This is a genomic window from Flavobacterium sp. LMO8 (genome assembly GCF_009495755.1).
Lineage (GTDB): Bacteria > Bacteroidota > Bacteroidia > Flavobacteriales > Flavobacteriaceae > Flavobacterium.
Map to the genome: position 1 here is coordinate 196548 of NZ_WIBJ01000031.1, position 19854 is coordinate 216401.

20 protein-coding genes and 1 tRNA gene are annotated in these 19854 nt (G+C 33.0%); 9 read left to right on the forward strand and 12 right to left on the reverse strand.

Annotated features, from left to right (window positions below; genetic code table 11):
- Positions 1-34 precede the first annotated feature (34 nt).
- From GFJ94_RS08800 to GFJ94_RS08830, 7 genes are all read left to right on the forward strand, one after another.
- Entirely contained in the window at positions 35-1180 is a 1146-nt protein-coding gene (locus GFJ94_RS08800) for a pyridoxal phosphate-dependent aminotransferase family protein (protein WP_153201179.1), read from the forward strand.
- A 10-nt stretch (positions 1181-1190) separates the two neighbouring features.
- Positions 1191-1808, forward strand: a complete 618-nt coding sequence (gene bioD, locus GFJ94_RS08805; protein WP_153201180.1) for a dethiobiotin synthase — start codon at positions 1191-1193, stop codon at positions 1806-1808.
- 3 nt (positions 1809-1811) lie between these two features.
- Positions 1812-3083, forward strand: coding sequence for an adenosylmethionine--8-amino-7-oxononanoate transaminase (gene bioA, locus GFJ94_RS08810; protein WP_153201181.1), 1272 nt, complete (start codon positions 1812-1814; stop codon positions 3081-3083).
- 101 nt (positions 3084-3184) lie between these two features.
- Positions 3185-4357: a beta-ketoacyl synthase N-terminal-like domain-containing protein gene (locus tag GFJ94_RS08815; protein WP_153201182.1), complete on the forward strand. Its 1173-nt coding sequence runs from the start codon at positions 3185-3187 to the stop codon at positions 4355-4357.
- A 63-nt stretch (positions 4358-4420) separates the two neighbouring features.
- On the forward strand, positions 4421-5506 hold the full coding sequence (gene bioB, locus GFJ94_RS08820; protein ID WP_153201647.1) for a biotin synthase BioB: 1086 nt from the start codon (positions 4421-4423) through the stop codon (positions 5504-5506).
- Between the two features lie 81 nt (positions 5507-5587).
- Complete coding sequence (gene rpoN, locus GFJ94_RS08825) at positions 5588-7057, forward strand: RNA polymerase factor sigma-54 (RefSeq protein ID WP_153201183.1); 1470 nt, start codon at positions 5588-5590, stop codon at positions 7055-7057.
- 10 nt (positions 7058-7067) lie between these two features.
- Positions 7068-7679, forward strand: a complete 612-nt coding sequence (locus tag GFJ94_RS08830; protein ID WP_153201184.1) for a hypothetical protein — start codon at positions 7068-7070, stop codon at positions 7677-7679.
- On the opposite strand, the gene GFJ94_RS08835 is transcribed toward GFJ94_RS08830, so the two are convergent.
- From GFJ94_RS08835 to GFJ94_RS08875, 9 genes are all read right to left on the reverse strand, one after another.
- Complete coding sequence (locus tag GFJ94_RS08835; protein ID WP_153201185.1) at positions 7674-8333, reverse strand: porin family protein; 660 nt, start codon at positions 8331-8333, stop codon at positions 7674-7676. The genes GFJ94_RS08830 and GFJ94_RS08835 overlap by 6 nt on opposite strands.
- 70 nt (positions 8334-8403) lie before the next feature.
- Positions 8404-8877 carry a biopolymer transporter ExbD gene (locus GFJ94_RS08840; RefSeq protein ID WP_153201186.1) on the reverse strand — a complete coding sequence of 158 codons (474 nt, stop codon included), beginning with the start codon at positions 8875-8877 and terminating at the stop codon, positions 8404-8406.
- A gap of 21 nt (positions 8878-8898) precedes the next feature.
- Positions 8899-9513, reverse strand: a complete 615-nt coding sequence (locus tag GFJ94_RS08845; protein ID WP_153201187.1) for a biopolymer transporter ExbD — start codon at positions 9511-9513, stop codon at positions 8899-8901.
- Between the two features lie 2 nt (positions 9514-9515).
- Positions 9516-9941: a hypothetical protein gene (locus GFJ94_RS08850; protein ID WP_153201188.1), complete on the reverse strand. Its 426-nt coding sequence runs from the start codon at positions 9939-9941 to the stop codon at positions 9516-9518.
- Between the two features lie 20 nt (positions 9942-9961).
- Entirely contained in the window at positions 9962-10774 is an 813-nt protein-coding gene (locus GFJ94_RS08855) for a MotA/TolQ/ExbB proton channel family protein (protein WP_153201189.1), read from the reverse strand.
- Between the two features lie 83 nt (positions 10775-10857).
- A tRNA-Ser gene (locus tag GFJ94_RS08860) sits at positions 10858-10945 on the reverse strand.
- 75 nt (positions 10946-11020) lie between these two features.
- Complete coding sequence (locus GFJ94_RS08865; RefSeq protein WP_153201190.1) at positions 11021-12052, reverse strand: asparaginase; 1032 nt, start codon at positions 12050-12052, stop codon at positions 11021-11023.
- Positions 12039-13178: a 1-acyl-sn-glycerol-3-phosphate acyltransferase gene (locus GFJ94_RS08870; protein WP_153201191.1), complete on the reverse strand. Its 1140-nt coding sequence runs from the start codon at positions 13176-13178 to the stop codon at positions 12039-12041. The genes GFJ94_RS08865 and GFJ94_RS08870 overlap by 14 nt, the downstream gene beginning before the upstream one ends.
- 62 nt (positions 13179-13240) lie before the next feature.
- On the reverse strand, positions 13241-14014 hold the full coding sequence (locus GFJ94_RS08875) for a TatD family hydrolase (RefSeq protein WP_203228651.1): 774 nt from the start codon (positions 14012-14014) through the stop codon (positions 13241-13243).
- Between the two features lie 104 nt (positions 14015-14118).
- Between GFJ94_RS08875 and GFJ94_RS08880 the strand changes: the two genes are divergently transcribed.
- Positions 14119-14556: a retropepsin-like aspartic protease gene (locus GFJ94_RS08880; protein WP_153201193.1), complete on the forward strand. Its 438-nt coding sequence runs from the start codon at positions 14119-14121 to the stop codon at positions 14554-14556.
- Positions 14557-14763: 207 nt separating this feature from the next.
- Here GFJ94_RS08880 and odhB read toward each other — a convergent pair whose 3' ends face one another.
- Entirely contained in the window at positions 14764-15981 is a 1218-nt protein-coding gene (gene odhB / locus GFJ94_RS08885) for a 2-oxoglutarate dehydrogenase complex dihydrolipoyllysine-residue succinyltransferase (protein ID WP_153201194.1), read from the reverse strand.
- An 85-nt stretch (positions 15982-16066) separates the two neighbouring features.
- A complete protein-coding gene (locus tag GFJ94_RS08890; protein WP_153201195.1) occupies positions 16067-18841 on the reverse strand; it encodes a 2-oxoglutarate dehydrogenase E1 component in 2775 nt (924 codons plus the stop codon).
- 114 nt (positions 18842-18955) lie between these two features.
- On the opposite strand from GFJ94_RS08890, the gene GFJ94_RS08895 reads away from it, so the two are divergent.
- Positions 18956-19501: a hypothetical protein gene (locus tag GFJ94_RS08895; RefSeq protein WP_153201196.1), complete on the forward strand. Its 546-nt coding sequence runs from the start codon at positions 18956-18958 to the stop codon at positions 19499-19501.
- On the opposite strand, the gene GFJ94_RS08900 is transcribed toward GFJ94_RS08895, so the two are convergent.
- A complete protein-coding gene (locus tag GFJ94_RS08900) occupies positions 19498-19848 on the reverse strand; it encodes a hypothetical protein (protein ID WP_153201197.1) in 351 nt (116 codons plus the stop codon). The genes GFJ94_RS08895 and GFJ94_RS08900 overlap by 4 nt on opposite strands.
- Positions 19849-19854 lie beyond the last annotated feature (6 nt).

Sequence of the window (19854 nt, forward strand, 5' to 3'; positions counted from 1 at the left end):
TGCAAATTGCGGGACTTTTTTTATTTTTGATACTATGAAAATTCCTAAATCATTACAAGAAAAATTAAACAAGCGCATTGCTGATAACGCATTGCGTCAATTGACTATTCCTTCTAAAAACAGAATAGATTTTTATTCGAATGATTATTTAGGTTTTGCACATTCCGAAATTATATTTAATCAAGCGCATCAGTATCTTTTAGATAATAATTTCAAAATAAACGGAGCTACAGGTTCTCGATTAATTTCGGGAAATCATGAAGTGTATACTATTGCAGAAGACTTTATTTCTAATTTTCATCAATCCGAATCGGCTTTAATTTTTAATTCAGGTTACGATGCGAATGTTGGGTTTTTTAGTGCTGTTCCGCATCGAAACGATATTATTCTGTTTGACGAATTGTGTCACGCTTCTATTCGTGATGGTATTCAAATGAGTCATGCAAAAGCTTTTAAGTTTCAACACAATAACAGGGAAGATTTAGAAAACTTACTTTTGAAATATCAATCCGAAACAAACGAGATTTATATTGTTACGGAATCTGTTTTTTCAATGGATGGTGATGCTCCAGATATGAAGAAACTAATTCAGATTTCTGAACAATATGGTGCTTATTTAGTAATTGATGAAGCACATGCCTTAGGTGTTTTTGGAGAAAAAGGAGAAGGTTTGGTCCAAAGTTTAGGTTTTCAAGATAAAGTTTTTGCCCGAATTATGACTTTTGGAAAAGGATTAGGTTGTCATGGAGCAGCCGTTTTAGGAAGTCAAGAATTAAAAAGTTATTTGGTTAATTTTTCTAGAAGTTTTATTTATACTACTGGACTTTCGCCTCACTCGGTTGCTACAATTTTAATTGCTTACCAATATTTGGAAGAAGAAAAAGTTGCTTTGGCAAAATTAAAAAGCAATATTCAATTCTTCAATCAACAGAAAGTGCAATTGGAATTAAAATCTTTATTTGCACATAGTGAGTCTGCCATTCATTGCGCTATAATTCCTGGTAATGAAAAAGTAAAAAGTGTTGCGAAACAATTGCAAGAAAACGGGTTTGATGTAAAAGCAATCTTATCGCCAACCGTTTCCGAAGGTCAAGAACGATTGCGTTTTTGTTTGCACAGCTATAATTCGGAACAGGAAATTAATACGTTACTTCAACAGTTAAAGTTGTTGATTTTTTAAATTTAAACAGATGAAAATATTCATAACCGGAATAGGAACCGACGTAGGAAAAACAATTGCTTCATCAATAGTAGTAGAAGCTTTAGAAGCTGATTATTGGAAACCAGTTCAAGCTGGAGATTTAGACAATTCTGATAGCCATAAAATCCAGCGTTATATTGTAAATTCTAAAACTAAAATCTACGAGAATAGTTATAAGTTAAATACACCAGTAAGTCCACATTTAGCAGCGGAAATAGACGGAATTACTATCGATTTAAAACAAATAAAAGAGCCAAAAACGAAGAATCATTTGGTAATTGAAGGTGCTGGTGGTGTTTTAGTTCCTTTAAATAATACCGATTCTATTATCGATTTAATTCAAAAAGATTACAAGGTTATTGTAGTTTCACGTCATTATTTAGGAAGTATTAATCATACTTTATTAACACTTGAAGCTTTAAAAAATAGAAATATTTCTGTGGCGGGAATCATTTTCTCTGGAGATGAAAATAAGGCTTCAGAAGAAATTATTCTGTCGAAAACAACAGCGAAATTCATAGGTAGAATAGAAAACGAACCGTATTTCGACCAAAATGTAATTCAATATTACGCCGATAAGTTTCGAGAAAATCTTTTAAGTTTATAGACCATGAACCTTTCCGAAAGAGATAAATTATACAATTGGCATCCGTATACCCAACACAAAACCGCAAAGTATTTCCCTGCTATTGTAAAAGGAGAAGGCGCATTGTTATGGGATGAAAATAATAAAGAATACATTGATGCAATTGCTTCGTGGTGGGTGAATCCATTTGGACATTCTAATAGAACGATTGCAGATGCTATTTACAAGCAATTAACCACATTAGAGCACGTTTTGTTCGGTGGTTTTACGCATGAACCTGCCATACTTCTTGCCGAAAAACTGATGGAAATTTTGCCTTCCAATCAAAAGAAACTTTTCTATTCTGATAACGGTTCCACTGCGGTTGAAGTTGCAATTAAAGTTGCGATGCAGTATTTCTATAATCAAAATATAAAGAAAACTAAAATCATTGCTTTTGAAGATGCTTTTCACGGTGATACTTTTGCAGCGATGGCAGCTAGCGGAATTTCGTTTTTCACCGAAGCATTTCAGGGTTCGCTTTTAGAAGTGGTTCGAATTCCAGTCCCAACAGTTGGTAACGAAGAGAAATCGATTCAGATTCTTGAAAAATTAGTTAATGCTAATGAATATGCCGCTTTTATTTTTGAACCATTAGTACAAGGTGCAGCTGGAATGGTCATGTATCCGTCTGAAGTTTTAGATAAATTAATTTCCATTTGTAAACAAAATAATGTTTTTACCATAGCCGATGAAGTAATGACAGGTTTTGGAAAAACAGGAAAAACATTTGCTTCAGATTATTTGATTGAAAAACCCGATATGATGTGTTTGTCAAAAGCGCTTACAGGCGGAACAATTCCGATGGCGATTACCACATTTACAAAAGATATTTTTGATGGTTTTTATGATGATGACACAAATAAAGCGTTGTTTCACGGACATACGTTTACAGCAAATCCAACTGGTTGTGCTGCGGCTTTAGCAAGTATTCAATTATTGCAAACCGAAGAAATCCAGTTGAATATTCAACAAATTCATCAAAGTCATTTGAAGTTTGAAAACAGTATCAAAAATCATCCAAAAGTAAAATCTACGCGAATTTTAGGCGTTATTTTTGCATTGGAAGTAGTAACGGAAAATCAAGAAAGTTACTATGGCACACTTCGAAATAAATTGTATGATTTCTTTATCGAAAATGGAATTATTTTGCGCCCTGTAGGAAATATTGTCTACATCTTGCCGCCGTATGTAATTTCACAAAATCAATTGGAAAAAGTGTATGAAACAATTGAAAAAGCTTTAGAAATAGTGTAGTTTTGTAACTTAACCGCAAAGGTCACAAAGAATGCACTAAGTGCGCTAAGCTTTGTGTTCATCGTGTTTGCTTAGTGTACTTAGTGGTTAAATTTTTATTATTGAAAACTAAAATTGCCATAACGTCTTTAGCCTCACTTTCACCATTAGGAAATTCTCCTGAAGTCATTTGGCAAAATTATCTTTCGGGAAAGTCATTGATTAGAATTAAAGATTTTTACGGCGAACCTCAATTTGTAGCGCAAATTTCAAGCGAATTAAAAGTGCTAATTGAACAGCTAAGAAAATCTGACATCAAATACAAAGCATTAGACGAAACGGTTTTAATGGCTATTTTGGTGTCGCGCCAAGCCATTAAAAATGCAGGTTGGAAAGTAGGCGATGATTTCGGAATTAATATTGGTTCCTCTCGTGGGGCTACACAATTGTTTGAAAAACATCATAAAGAATTTATTGAAACAGGTAAAGCGGGAACATTAGCTTCTCCAACTACTACATTAGGAAATATTTCGTCTTGGATTGCCCATGATTTAAAAAATAACGGTCCCGAAATTTCACATTCTATAACATGTTCAACGGCTTTGCATTCGGTTTTAAATGCTGTAGCTTGGTTGCAATCAGGTATGGCTAATAAGTTTTTAGTAGGAGGAAGTGAAGCACCATTGACCGCTTTTACGATTGCTCAAATGCACGCATTAAAAATTTATCCAAAACCAAATTCTTCGGAAAACCAAGAATATCCTTGTAGAGCTTTCGATTTTTCAAAAACTAAGAATTCAATGGTTTTAGGAGAAGGCGCTGCTGTAGCTTGTTTGGAAATTGGAACACATGAAAACGCTTTAGCCTATATTGAAGGCATAGGTTATGCTACCGATGATATTAAACATAATATTTCCATTTCAGATGAAGCGATTTGTTTTCAAAAGTCAATGAAAATGGCCTTGAAAAATACCAATCCAGAAGAGGTAAATGCTATTGTGATGCACATGCCAGGAACATTAAAAGGCGATACTTCGGAATACAAAGCTATTCAGAAACTATTTGGAAATACACTACCAATGCTTACTACCAATAAATGGCAAGTGGGGCACACATTTGGTGCTTCGGGAATGTTGAATTTTGAAATGGCTGTTTTAATGATGCAACACAATCATTTTATTGAAGTGCCGTTTGCCGAAAAACAAAATCTAAAAAATGAAATAAATAAAGTATTGATAAATGCCGTAGGATTTGGAGGAAATGCCGTGAGTATTTTGCTTTCAAAAGATTGCTAAATAAACAATTAATGATGTTATTTTTATCCGAAATCCTTACATTTGAAAAATAATTTGAACATGATGAATACAACTAGACATAACTGGACCAAAGAAGAAATTATAGCTTTATACAACAAACCGATGATGGATTTATTGTACGAAGCAGCAACAATTCACAGAATAAACCACGATCCTAATGTAGTACAAGTTTCTACTTTATTATCTATTAAAACAGGAGGATGTCCTGAAGATTGTGGTTATTGTCCGCAAGCAGCAAGATATCACACAGATATTGAGACAAACGATTTAATGTCGGTACAACAAGTAAAAGCTCAAGCTTTACGCGCTAAATCATCGGGTTCTTCAAGAGTTTGTATGGGAGCGGCTTGGCGTAATGTTAAAGACGGACCAGAGTTTGAACAAGTGTTGGAAATGGTAAGAACCATCAACAAATTAGATATGGAAGTATGTTGTACTTTAGGTATGATTACTGAAAATCAAGCAAAACGTTTGGCCGAAGCTGGTTTGTATGCTTACAATCACAATTTAGATTCATCAGAAGAATATTATAAAGAAGTAATTTCTACAAGAGGTTACGAAGACCGTTTAGAAACGATTGCTAATGTTAGAAAAACTAATGTAACGGTTTGTAGTGGTGGAATTATTGGAATGGGAGAATCAGTAGAAGATAGAGCTGGAATGTTAGTTGCCTTAGCTTCGTTGAATCCACAACCAGAATCGGTGCCAATTAATGCTTTAGTTGCAGTTGAAGGAACACCACTAGAAGACGAAAAACCAGTTGAAATTTGGGATATGATTCGTATGGTAGCTACTACTCGTATTGTAATGCCAGAAACACAAGTTCGTTTATCAGCAGGAAGAACACAAATGACAAGAGAAGGACAAGCGATGTGTTTCTTTGCAGGTGCTAATTCTATTTTTGCGGGAGATAAATTATTAACGACTCCAAATCCAGATGTTAATGAAGACATGAAAATGTTTGATTTGTTAGGATTAAATCCTCAAAAGCCATTCATCAAGAAGATGCAACCTGAAACCGTAGAAGCAGAAGATTCGGCTTATCAACCATTAGGTGAAAAACCAAAATGGACGAGACCAGGGCATAAAATTGAAAAAAATATTGAAGCATCAATTACTAAAAAGTAATTTCAATTTATTTAGAACTATTAATGTATTGATTTGTTTTTGAAGTATTAAACAGAATAGTGTCATTATTATTAAGTTGTTATGTTAAAACACAGTTTACAATTCAAATTATCTCAAAAATTATCGCCTCAACAAATTCAGTTGATGAAGTTAATTCAATTGCCTACGCAAGCATTTGAGCAACGTCTTCAGGAAGAATTGGTTGAGAATCCTGCTTTGGAAGAAAGCAGCAAAGAAGATAATTACGAAGCAGATGATTACGAAGTAAACACAAACGATGACGATTACGACGATTATGACAACGACCATATCGACGCACAAGATATCAACATCGATGAATATTTAAGTAACGACGAAACGCCCGATTACAAATATCAAACTAATAATTACAGCGATGACGATGATGACAAATCACTTCCGTTTGCTGCGCCTGTTAGTTTTCATCAAGATTTAATCAATCAGTTAAATACATTTATTTTAAGTGATGACGAACGCGATATTGCCGAATTTTTAGTAGGAAGTATTGACGATATGGGTTACATCAGAAGAACTACACAAGATATTGTAGACGACATGGCTTTTACCCAAGGTATTTATACCGATGAAGCTTCAGTTGAACGTATTTTGCATTTGGTACAAGAATTAGAACCTGCTGGAGTTGGAGCACGCGATTTACAAGAATGTTTGTTGTTGCAATTAAAACACAAAACACCGTCGGATTCTATCAATTTAGCCATTCAAGTTATTGAACAGCAATTTGATGCATTTAGTAAAAAACATTACGATAAATTATTGCAAAAATTTGATGTTTCGCAACAACAATTAAGAAAAGCCATTGACGAAATTGAAAAACTAAATCCGAAACCAGGAGGTAGTTTTGACGGCAATCAGAAAATGGTAGAACACATTGTTCCCGATTTTACGATTCGAATTGTTGATGGCGAATTAGAATTGCTATTAAACGGAAGAAATGCTCCAGAATTACACGTTTCTAAAGATTATCAAGAAATGTTGCAAAGTTACAAAGACACTTCTGAAAAATCGACTTCTCAGAAAGATGCGGTTCAATTTATCAAACAAAAATTAGATTCGGCAAAATGGTTTATTGATGCGATTAAACAGCGTCAGGAAACCTTATATGTGACCATGAATGCGATTATGTTTTATCAGCAAGAATACTTTTTAGAAGGAGAAGAAACTAAACTTCGCCCGATGATTCTGAAAGATATTGCTGATATGGTTGGTTTAGACATTTCAACGGTTTCTCGTGTAGCAAATAGTAAATATGTTGATACTCCTTACGGAACGAAATTAATCAAAGAATTCTTTAGTGAATCAATGACGAACGACCAAGGAGAAGAAGTTTCTACTATTGAAATTAAAAATATCTTACAACAAGTAATTTCGGAAGAAGATAAAAGAAAACCGCTACCAGACGATCAATTAGCTGAAATTTTAAAAGAAAAAGGTTATCCAATTGCCCGAAGAACAATCGCGAAATATCGCGAACAATTAGATATTCCAGTAGCTCGTTTGAGAAAGAAAATCTAACAGTGTAATTATGGATTTAAAAAAAATATTACCTGTTTTTTCGTATATTTTTCATCCCATATTTGTTTCAATTTATGGTACTTTATTTTTCTTTTTAATTGCCAATTCTTTTTACTACAATTCGCAAATCATCGTAACATTAATTCAAGTAACAATCCTTACTTTGTTATTGCCATTATCGATGTATTTTTTATTTAGATCGTTAGGTGTAGTTAGCTCGTTTACAGAAGCCAGTATTAGCGAGAGAAAAATGCCTATTGCAGTACAAGCAATTTTGTTGTTTGTACTAATAAAATTTAGTGTTTCACAAGATTCTGTTGCTGAATTGTATTTCTTTTTCCTTGGTGGATTTTTAAGCAGTATAATCGTTTTAGCGAGCGTTATATTAAAATTCAAGGCAAGTTTGCACATGATAGGAATTAGTGCTTTAACGTGCTTTATTTTTGGTTTAAGCATGTATTACCAATTGCATTTTGTAAACCTTATTGCTTTTTGTATTGTTTGCATTGGTTTAGTAGCTTCTTCTCGCTTATACATGAAAGCACATACGTACACCGAACTTATTGCAGGAATTATTATAGGAGCCGGACCACAAGTGTTTTTGTATCAGTATTGGTTATAAGATATAAAACATTAGTCCAACCTTTAAAGATGTAACATTGTTTTCTGAAGCAGTTTTATTTTCATCTATAAATGGATTTAAACCATAATGAATGTATGCGTTCCAGGTATTAAACCCAAAAGTTAGATAGGTTGCATATTGAAATTTATTTAAAATAGCATTTAAATTTTCTTTTCCTGAAACTGTATCACTTTCAAATTTAAAATTTCCATTAATCAAATAACTAGTTACGAAACCACCATAAATTCTCCAAAATTTATGACTATTAGGAGTTGCATTTCTCCAACGAATTTCTAAAGGAATATCAACATAGTGCAAATAGATACTACTTTTAACCAATTTAAAATCAGGATCATTGGTAACAACAGACAAATCAATTGTTTGCTTTAAATCATTATATGAATAACCTATTCCTGGAGCTATTGCCCAATGGCAATTTTTAGATATTGGAAAATCTCTTAAAAATCCAGCAGAAATACCAGTAGAAAATGAGTATTGCTTAAAGTTTTCAGGGATTTTTTGTAAGATATTATAAGAAATAGAAACATAGAACTGATCTTCTCTAAAAAGAGAATCCGCAACAGGTTTTGTCTCAAATTGTGAAAAACCAATTGTTATGTTGAGCAGAAAAAAAAGGGATACAAATAATCGCATTATATTTTTTTATAAAAATAATAAAAAAAGGCACGCAATAGCGTACCTTTTAATTTATAAGATAAAAATACTATTCAACAGGATTTCCCTGTGTTGTTGTATAATTTACTTTTAATTGATCTATTTTACGTAATTCTAATTTAATAGCACTTACTAAACCCATTTTCACTTGTTTATCAATTTTCAATGAAGTAGTAAGGTATTTTTCATCTTCAGAGTTACGTTGTGCTCTTTCTGAAATAATAAAGTTTCTGATATCGGCTGGTGAAGCCATTTTATCAGCTAATTGAATACGATCTGAAGACCCAAGAGAGGCACGATATCTCGAACTTGGTTTTCCAGCATAAACATACATTACATATTGCTTTTTGTGCAATTTAGCGGTTTGATTCGCTTTTGGTAATGTATTTTCAATTTTTAAGTCACTATCTTTCATAGTAGTAGCCGTCATGAAGAAGAACAAAAGCATAAATACAATATCTGGCAAAGATGCAGTTGAAATAGCAGGTAAATCTCCCGATTTTTTCTTTTTAAATTTAGACATACTTACTTAATATTATATTAATTATTTTTTTGGCTCAGCTTCAGAAAGTCTCATAGGAAACATTTCTTGAATCTTTTTTACTTTTGGTTCTAAATCCTCTACTAAACCTTCGGTTGCTTTAGAAGCTGGATCACTATAAATGTATTCCATTTCTGTAAAAGTCATACCGTAACGTTTCTTACATTCTCTATTTCTTAAGAAATTATAAGCTGCAACTAATTCATTTTGAACAGCAATATAAGTTTCATAAGATGTTTGCCCGTCATTATTTAATGAAATAACCGCATCAACAGGACTGTCTGAAGAATTTGGATCTTTTTTTCCATTACAATAAGCACATATATTTTTACCATTGTTTTCAAGAAAATCTATAGCAGTTTGTCTCAGGTCTTTAATTTCAACTAATTTCTCTTCAACAAGAAGTTGGTTGTCTTTATTAACTAAAACTGTTAAAATATTTCTATCATTAATAGGTGGAACTGGTGGGTTCTCTTCATAACGAGGCAAGAGTCTGTTAATCCCTTGGTCAACTCCAATAGTGGTAGTTACCAAGAAGAAAATCAGTAGTAAGAAAGCGATATCTGCCATTGATCCGGCATTTACTTCAGGTGGTAAACCTCTTCCTTTTCTAGCCATAATTATTTTTTAATTTTGTTAAATCCTGTCCAAAACATAGTACCAATTGCTACAAGAGCTAATAAATAAAATGTATTTAAACCAGTACTAACCCATTTAGATGTGCTTTCTGAAGCAATAATTTCATTTGAAGCTGATTTAATTTCTGTACCATCGGCTAAAATAAATGAAACTAATACTACTCCGAAGAATACACCTATATAAATAAGTGTTTTCTTTAAATTCTCTTTATTTGAGAATAAATTCTTAAATACATAAATTAAAACTACTACTACGCAAGCAAGTAGAATTACATAAGATAAATATATAAGAGGAGAAATCCAACTATTGTCTTCGCTATCGCTTGTAGCCATTAAGCCTCCTAAGGCAACTAAACTTAATATTGAAATTACAATAGCTGCTATTTTTGTTACTTTGTGTAAATTCATAACAGTTATATATTTATTAATTATTTTTTGCTGTAATCAGATAACATATCTACTAAAGAGATAGATGCATCTTCCATATCGTTAACGATAGAATCGATTTTAGCTGTAATATAGTTATAGAAAACCTGTAAAATAATAGCAACGATAAGACCGAATACTGTTGTTAATAAGGCTACTTTAATACCTCCAGCAACTAATGATGGCTCCATAGATCCAGCAGACTGAATTTGGTCAAACGCTTCAATCATCCCGATAACAGTTCCCATGAACCCTAACATCGGTGCTAAAGCGATAAATAATGAAATCCAAGAAACGTTTTTCTCTAATTGACCCATTTGAACACCACCGTAAGCTACGATTGATTTTTCAGCTGAATCTAAACCATGAGAATAACGATCTAAACCTTGGTAGAAAATTGACGCTACAGGTCCAGCTGTGTTTCTAGCTACTTCTTTAGCAGCATTAACTCCACCTGAATTTAAAGCGATTTCTACTTCACTAATTAATTTTTTAGAATTTGTAGAAGATAAGTTTAAATAGATGATTCTTTCAATTGCAATTGCTAAACCTAAAATTAAACAGATTAATACAATTCCCATGAAAGCAGGACCACCTTCAATAAAACGTTTTTTCATTCCTTGTGTAAAAGTAACTTCTTCAGCTACAGCTTCGTCAGTTGTTGTTGCTGCTGCCTCATCAGTTGTTGCTTCTGTTGCAGTTGTATCAGCTACTTGTTCTGTAGCAGGAGCTGCTGCTTGAGTTGAATCTTGAGCTTGAACATTTCCAAAAGTCATAAGCCCCGTGATTGCTAAAATAGAAAATAATCTTTTCATCGCTTTTGTTCTTAAATTTAATTAGTTAATTGGGTTTAAAGATATAAAAATATTTATAAAATTTTAAAATTAATATCATTCTGCAGAGAGGAAGGGATTCGAACCCTCGATACCCTTGTGGAGTATACACACTTTCCAGGCGTGCGCCTTCGACCACTCGGCCACCTCTCTATTGAAACAATACTCGATTTTAAGGGTGCTAAATAACGCAAAAAAACTCATGTATAAAAATTTTAAACGTTATTTTTATAACATTTCTCCTCGGATTCCCGTTTCAAATATGGTCTTAAAAACATTATTTGATACTTTTTGACCTAAGAGATACATCAATTTAGTGATAGCAGCCTCAGTAGTAATGTCTTTACCTGAAATTACTCCTATATTTTTTAATTGTGTACTGGTTTCGTAATTTCCCATCGAAACACTTCCTCCACTACATTGTGTAACGTTAATAACATGTATATTATTATGAATTGCATGCTCTAATGTTTGCACAAACCATTCTTCTGTGGGTGCATTTCCTGAACCATACGTTTCTAAAACAATTCCTTTTAAATTAGGAATGGCAAAAAAAGCATTTAAAACATGTTGATTAATACCTGGGAAAATCTTTAAAATAGCCACATTGTCATCAAAATCGGTATGTACTTTTAGCTTTGTAGTTGGCTTTTGTCTTAAAATAACATCATTATTTACCTTTAAATGCACTCCTGATTCCGCCAATTCAGGAAAATTTGGTGATGTAAAAGCATTAAAATGTTCGGCGCTGATTTTTGTGGTACGATTTCCGCGATATAATTTATATTCGAAATACAAACATACTTCTTGAATTACCGGTTTTTTATTTTCTTGAAGTGTAGCTACTTGAATAGCTGTGATTAAATTTTCTTTAGCATCCGTACGTAAATCCCCAATTGGCAATTGCGAACCTGTAAAAATAACTGGTTTTGTTAAGTCTTCTAACATAAAACTCAATGCTGAAGCACTATACGACATCGTATCCGAACCATGTAAAACTACAAATCCATCAAATTTTGAATAATTTTCCTCGATAATTTTGGCCATTTTTTGCCAATTGGAAATATTCATATTTGAAGAATCGATAGGCACATCAAACGAAATGGTTTCAATTTGACAATCTAATAAATGTAATTCGGGAATTCGGCTTAACAACTCATTAAAATCAAAAGCTTTCAAGGCTCCTGTTTCAAAATCTTTTACCATTCCGATGGTACCACCGGTGTAAATTAAAAGTATTTTTGGTTTATGAGATGTCATTAGTATATTTCAATTTATTCACAACCGGATTAGCGTACATTGCCAAGAAACCTTCTCTCATGGTTTCATTATCGGCATCAATTCGCATTTCTAATCTTCTTTCAAACAATTGACGTTCTTTTTCGTTGTACAAATGCTCAAATCGAGTTGTTTTGTATAAAATATCGTAAGCAATAAAATTCGTTGGCCACAATTTATAAGTCTGAAGAATTGAATCATCAATTACTTGAGCCAAAGCTTGAATTTGCTTGTTGTTGTTATCGGTTTCCGCTTTAATTTTTTCATATTCCTTTTCTAAAACGTCGCCCACATGAATGTGAATGCGTTTCTTTTGCCCGATGATTCCACTTAATAGTGTTATAAAATCTTCGTTTTTCTCCTTAATATATACTTCGTCTTTTGAAAGCGCTATTAATTGAGGCATTTTCAAAGCATCAGTTGGATCATATTCGTACGAAATAGAAACTGGAACAATTTTTAATTTCTTAAAGAAGTCCATTCCTTTTTCCTCGTCGTTTGCCATTCCTACCATTTTCAACACACCTTGATGCGTGGCATCGTTACCGTCTTTGGTTCTTCCTTCGCGTTGGGCAATCCAAACCGAACGATTTTCTTTTGACAATAAATGACACATGTATTCTGACATCAATTTTGAACTTTGTAATAATTCTCTAGGCGATAATCCTCTTTGAACTAAAAAATTTCTGTTCAATTTCGATAATTTCAAAAGGAAATCTTTTTGTACCAAATTATCTCCAATAGCCGAAGCCGTCATCACTAATCCATGATCAATTAATGAAACATTCAACAAAGAAGTATCCAAAATAATATCACGGTGATTGGAAATAAACAAATACGAAGTATTAGGTTCTAATTTCTCAAAACCCGAAGTGGTAAGTCCTTCCGAACTTCTCTCTAAAACTCTTTGAATGGATTGATACACAAAATTAACTTGAAAATCGCGAATAGAATGCGTTCTACTCAATTGCAATTTCCATTCTTCTTCCTCCATTTCTGGAAAAGTAAAATCCATCATGGCCTTCATCATAGGGTGATGCAACAAAGACTTTATGGCTTCGTTAACTTCTGAATCATAATACGGGCGAATAGAATCGAATTTTGACATAGTTTTTTTGAAATCAATTCACAAAAGAACAAAAATTTTATGAATTGGTGTTTGATTTTAGATTAAATTCCGAAAATTTGTTTTGAATTTTCTGTTGTAATTTTTGCAATTTCTTCTACAGACAACTGATAAATTTCAGCTAACTTTTGTGCAACTAATAAGGTATAACTGCTTTCGTTTCGTTTTCCTCTGTATGGAACTGGCGCTAAATAAGGCGAATCTGTTTCTAAGACAATCTGTTTCAAATCGATTTCATTTAAAAATTGGTCAATTTTTCCGTTTTTGAAAGTAGCAACACCTCCAATTCCAAGTTTCATTCCTAACGAAATTGCTCTTTGGGCTTGACCCAAATCACCCGTAAAACAATGAAAAATTCCGAATAAATCAGGGGCTTTTTCGCTTTCCAAAACCTCAAAAACTTCATCAAAAGCATCACGACAGTGAATATTGATTCCTAATTTATATTTTTTTGCTAATTGGATTTGGTGTTTGAAAGCATGTTGTTGTTCCTTCAAAAACGTTTTATCCCAAAACAAGTCGATTCCGATTTCTCCAACGGCATAAAATTTTCTCGAAGCCAATTCTTTTTCCACATGCGCTAATTCTTCCAAATAGTTTTCCTTCACATACGTTGGATGCAATCCCATCATTAAAAACACGTTTTCGGGATATTGCTTTTCTAATTCGTACATTTTAGCTGTATAATTAGAATCGATAGCAGGAACAAAAAAACGAGAAACGCCAGCGTTGATGGCTCTTTTCATCATTTCGTTGCGATCTTGATCGAATTCTTCTGAATATAAGTGAGTATGTGTATCGGTAAGGATTAATTGCATGTTCAATGTTGCGAGTTTTAAAGTTTCGAATTGTGGTGCAAAGTTATATTCTGAAATCTAAAATTGTTAATCATAAATCATAAATTTTAGTTTATTTTTGATTCATGGAAGATTTGCAAGACTTTTTAAAAGGAAAAAAATATAAAAAGATAAAATTCACGGTGCTAAAAACCCAACATTTATTAATCAAAGGAAAAATAAATGGCATTAAAGGCAACTTTATTTTAGATACTGGAGCGAGTAATAGTTGTGTAGGATTTGAAAGTATTGAACAGTTTAAATTAGATGCCCAATTTTCTGAGACTAAAGCCGCTGGTGCTGGCGCTACTGGAATTGAAACGCAATTAGCAAGGAATAACCAAATTCAATTTGGAAGATGGAAAAACAAAAAATTCCATCTTATTGTTTTTGACATGAGTCATGTGAATGAAGCTTTAACTCAATACAAAACCAAACCCGTTGATGGCATTATTGGTGCTGATATTTTACTAAAAGGAAAAGCGATTATTGATTATAGCAATCATTGTTTGTATTTGAAGTGAAACAAGTTCAAGTACAAGTTCAATCTCAAAAATCAAAATCAATATTTGAAAATCAAACTTTTATTCTCAAACCTCTTTTGTCTTTTTTTGTAACACAGATTAAAAAATTTGAATAAATTTAAAAAGAAAAATCCCAAACTCTTACGAATTTAGGATTCTATATTTATACCTACAAGGTTTTAGAAACCTTGCAGGATATTTAACTAATTATAATTCTAACGCTTTTTTCACATTTCCACCCATTAATAATTCTGTTGGGTTTTCTAATGCTTCTTTAACTGCAACTAAGAATCCGACTGACTCGCGCCCGTCGATGATTCTGTGGTCGTATGATAAGGCAACGTACATTACTGGAGCAATTACAATTTGACCGTTTTTAACGATAGCTCTTTCTACCACATTGTGCATTCCTAAAATACCAGATTGTGGCGGATTGATAATTGGTGTAGATAACATACTTCCGAAAACACCACCATTAGAAATTGTGAATGTTCCACCTGTCATTTCATCAACTGTGATTTGTCCGTCACGAGCTCTGATAGCTAATCTTTTGATTTCTGCTTCAACACCTCTGAACGATAATGTTTCTGCATTTCTCATTACAGGAACCATTAATCCTTTTGGACCAGAAACCGCTACTGAAATATCACAGAAGTCATAAGAAATTTTCTCTTGACCATCAATCATAGAGTTTACATCTGGATATAATTGTAAAGCACGAGTTACTGCTTTTGTAAAGAACGACATGAAGCCTAATCCTAAACCATGTTTCGCTTTGAACTCTTCTTTATATTGATCACGTAAAGCGTAAATAGCCGTCATGTCTACTTCATTGAAAGTAGTTAACATTGCTGTTTCGTTTTTAGCCGAAACCAAACGCTCTGCTACTTTTCTACGTAACATAGAAAGTTTTGTTCTTTCTGAACCACGGTTTCCACCTGTTGGCGTTCCCATTGATGGAACTGCGTTTACAGCGTCATCTTTAGTGATTCTTCCACCTTTACCTGTTCCTACAATTGCAGAAGGCTCAATGTTTTTTTCGTCTAATATTTTTCTAGCTGCTGGAGATGGCGCTTGAGTTGCGTATGTTTTTTCTGCTACTGGAGCTACTTTTGGAGCCTCAGCTTTTGGAGCTTCAACCGCTTTTGCTTCTTCTTTAGCTGGAGCTGCACCACCCTCTGGTTTTGCTGCACCTGTATCGATTAAACAAACTACAGCACCAACAGCTACTGCATCACCTTCTTCTGCTTTTAATGTAATGATTCCACTTGCTTCAGCTGGCAATTCTAATGTTGCTTTGTCTGAATCAACCTCAGCAATCGCTTGGTCTTTTTCTACATAATCACCATCTTGTACTAACCATGTAGCAATTTCTACTTCTTTAATTGATTCCCCTGGAGAAGGGACTTTCATTTCTAAAATCATGTTTTTTAGTTTAAAAGTTTAAAATAAGTTTAGAAGTTTAAAAGTTGTGTTAGTCTTAAACCTAAACTATTATCTGTTTTTATTTTTATTGAAATAATGTTTTATCAAATACCATAGCGATAGCATTTTTCTGACGTTTTTTAGAACGCTCATAACTTCCAGCTGCTGGTGCACTATATGCTTTTGGCGAAGCTAATCTTAATTTTACAAGATCAAAATTCATTAACATATATGAATAAGCTCCCATGTTTTTAGGTTCTTCTTGTGCCCAAACATAATCATCTACATTTGGATAACTGTCGATAATGGCTTTGATTTGGTCAACTGCTAATGGGAATAATTGTTCTAAACGAACAACCGCCACATCGTTTCTACCTAATTCTTCTCTTTGTGCAATAATATCATAGTATACTTTACCTGTACACAATACTAATGTTTTAATCGCCTTTTTGTCTGTTACATTTGGATCATCTAAGATTTCTTGGAATTGACCTGTAGCTAATTCTTCTTTAGTAGAAACTGCTAATGTGTGACGCAATAAACTTTTCGGCGTAAAAACGATTAACGGCTTACGAAACTTGGTTTTCATTTGTCTTCTTAACAAATGGTAAAAGTTTGCAGGCGTAGTACAATCTGCAACATACATATTGTGTTTTGCACACATTTGTAAATATCGCTCCATACGTGCAGATGAATGCTCTGCTCCTTGATTTTCATATCCGTGTGGCAACAACATAACCAATCCGTTTTGGTTATTCCATTTGTCTTCACCTGCCGAAATGTATTGGTCAATCATAATTTGAGCACCATTAGAAAAATCTCCAAATTGCGCTTCCCAAATTGTTAAAGTGTTTGGAGATGCTAATGCATAACCATACTCAAAACCAACTACACCATACTCTGAAAGGTGTGAATTATAGATATAAAAATCACCTTTTTTATCATTTATTTTATCTAAAAGAATTACTTCTTCTTCAGAATCTTCAACTTTTACAACTGCATGTCTGTGGGAGAATGTTCCTCTTTCAACATCTTGTCCAGAAATACGAACATTATATCCTTCACTAATTAATGAACCATAGGCTAATAATTCTCCCATTGCCCAATCTAAATTATTATTCTCAAAATACATATCATTTCGATCTTTAATAATTTTTGTGATTTTACTAATGAATTTTTTATCAGATGGTAGTTCGCATATTGTTTTTGCAATATCAGTTAATTTATTTTGATCAAATGTTGTGTCGTATTTTTTTAACATTCCACTATCAGAAACTTGCTCAAAACCAATCCACTCATTTTGCATAAATGGTGTAATAACGGTTAAATCTTTTTTACGAGATTCTTCTAAATTCTCATCTAATTTTGCCTTGTATTTTGCTTCTAATTCTTTTACATAATTTGCATCAATAATTCCTTCTTGAATTAATTTTTCTGCATAAATATCTCTAGGATTTTTATGTTTAGAAATTGCTTTATATAAAATTGGTTGTGTAAATTTAGGTTCATCACCTTCATTATGACCATATTTTCTGTATCCTAGTAAATCGATAAATACATCCGAACCAAATTCCATTCTATAATCTAACGCAAATAACATCGCATGAACAACTGCTTCTGCGTCATCTGCATTTACGTGTAAAACTGGTGATAAAGTTACTTTTGCAATATCAGTACAATAAGTAGATGAACGTGCATCTAAATAATTCGTTGTAAATCCAACTTGGTTATTAATAACTAGATGAATAGTTCCTCCTGTTTTATAACCGTCTAATTTTGCCATTTGTATAATTTCATATACAATACCTTGTCCTGCAACAGCGGCATCTCCATGAACTGCAATTGGTAAAACTTTCGAAATATCATCCTTGTAAAATGAATCTTGTTTTGCACGAGCAATTCCTTCAATTACGGCACCAACTGTTTCTAAGTGTGAAGGATTTGGTGCTAAATTTAGATTTATTTTTTTTCCCGAATCTGTTAATCTATCTGAAGTTAATCCTAAATGGTATTTAACATCCCCATCAAAATACATATCATCGTCATAATCTTTACCATCAAATTCTGAGAAAATATTCTGTGTGTTTTTACCAAATATATTTGCTAAAACATTCAAACGACCTCGATGAGCCATTCCCATTACAAATTGCTCCACACCCTTTTCTGCAGCTGTTTCAATCAGTGCGTCTAAAGCAGGAATTGTTGACTCGCAACCTTCTAAAGAGAATCTTTTTTGACCAACATATTTAGCGTGTAAAAATGTTTCGAAAGAAACCGCTTCATTCAACTTTCTTAAAATATTTTTCTTTTGGTCATAAGAAAAACTTGGTTGGTTATCATTAATATCTAACCTATTTTTAATCCATTCTTGAATTCTCGGTTCACGAATGTACATAAACTCAACTCCGATAGATTGACAATACACGTTTTCTAAATGCTTAACAATATCTGCCAATGGACTTGGCTTCATATTAACCATTTTAGCCGCATCAAAAACCGTGCTCAAATCGGCTTGAGATAAACCAAAATTTTCAAGTGCTAATGAAGGTCCGTGAACTCTTCTATCTCGAACTGGATTTGTTTTTGTAAATAAATGACCACGTGTTCTATATCCTTCAATTAATTTAAGAACATTGAACTCTTTTTGCATTTTTTCAGAAATTTCTCCTGAAGCACCCGAAGCTACTTGAACTACTTGTGCGGCAACTTCTTCAGAACCATAACCCGCTTGCGCGAAGTCAAATCCTTGAAAAAAACTTCTCCAGCTTGGCTCTACGCTATCCGGGTTTTGTAAATATTGTTCGTATAAATCTGCAAAAAATGCAGTATGTGCAGCGTTTAAAAAGGAAAACCTATCCATAGTGTGTTGTCGGTAAGACCTATTAATTAAAATTTACGCAAAAGTAAAACATTTTATAATAATCTTTCAAGGATTTTTATACTTTTATAACATTAATTTTTTTAAAATTGATTTATGAAAAAGAATTTCGTAATAAATTTAACATTTTTGTTGGCCATTGTGGTTTTATTTGGATTTAATTCAGAAATTTATGCACAAGAAAACACCGAAATGAAAACAAAAAGTGATTTTTGGAACCATGTTCAATTTGGTGGAGGTTTAGGCTTAGGATTCGGCAATGGTTATGCCGATATTATGGTGGCACCAAGTGCTATTTACAACTTTAATCAATATGTTTCAGCAGGTTTAGGCGTGCAATACAACTATGTAAAACAACGCGATTTATACAAAGCGAATATGTATGGTGGCAGTGTAGTGGCGTTGTTTAATCCCATCGAAGAATTACAAATTTCAACCGAATTAGAGCAATTAAGAGTGAACAGAACTTTTAATGATTCATTTGGAAGCGATTCTCAAGATTTTTGGAATACCGCTTTGTTTGTTGGAGCTGGATATCGTAATGAAAATGTAACTATTGGAATTCGATACAATCTTTTGCACAAAGACAGAGACAATATTTATGCTGAAGCTTTTATGCCTTTTGTGAGAATTTATTTTTAATACTTATTCCGAAACCACACTTTTTGCCACTCGCGTTTTAAGACCAAAAAAGCAACTTGTTCCGATAATTCAACCAAATCAGAACCATCTAATTTTTTGATTTGTTCTTCTGGAACATCAATAATATAGAGTAAATTCAAGTATTCAGCAAATTTATATTGAATGAGTTTGTAAATTTTTTCTTGAACCAAATTCTTAAATTCAAAAGGAAAAATACTCGCTGGCACATCTAAAGATTCATTCGCCAAAGCAAAATCTTTATTGACTTGTTCAATCAATTTAAAGTACAAATGTTCTTCTTCGGCTTGCGAGATTAAAGCATCAATATTTGCTGGTGGATTATACATTTTTCA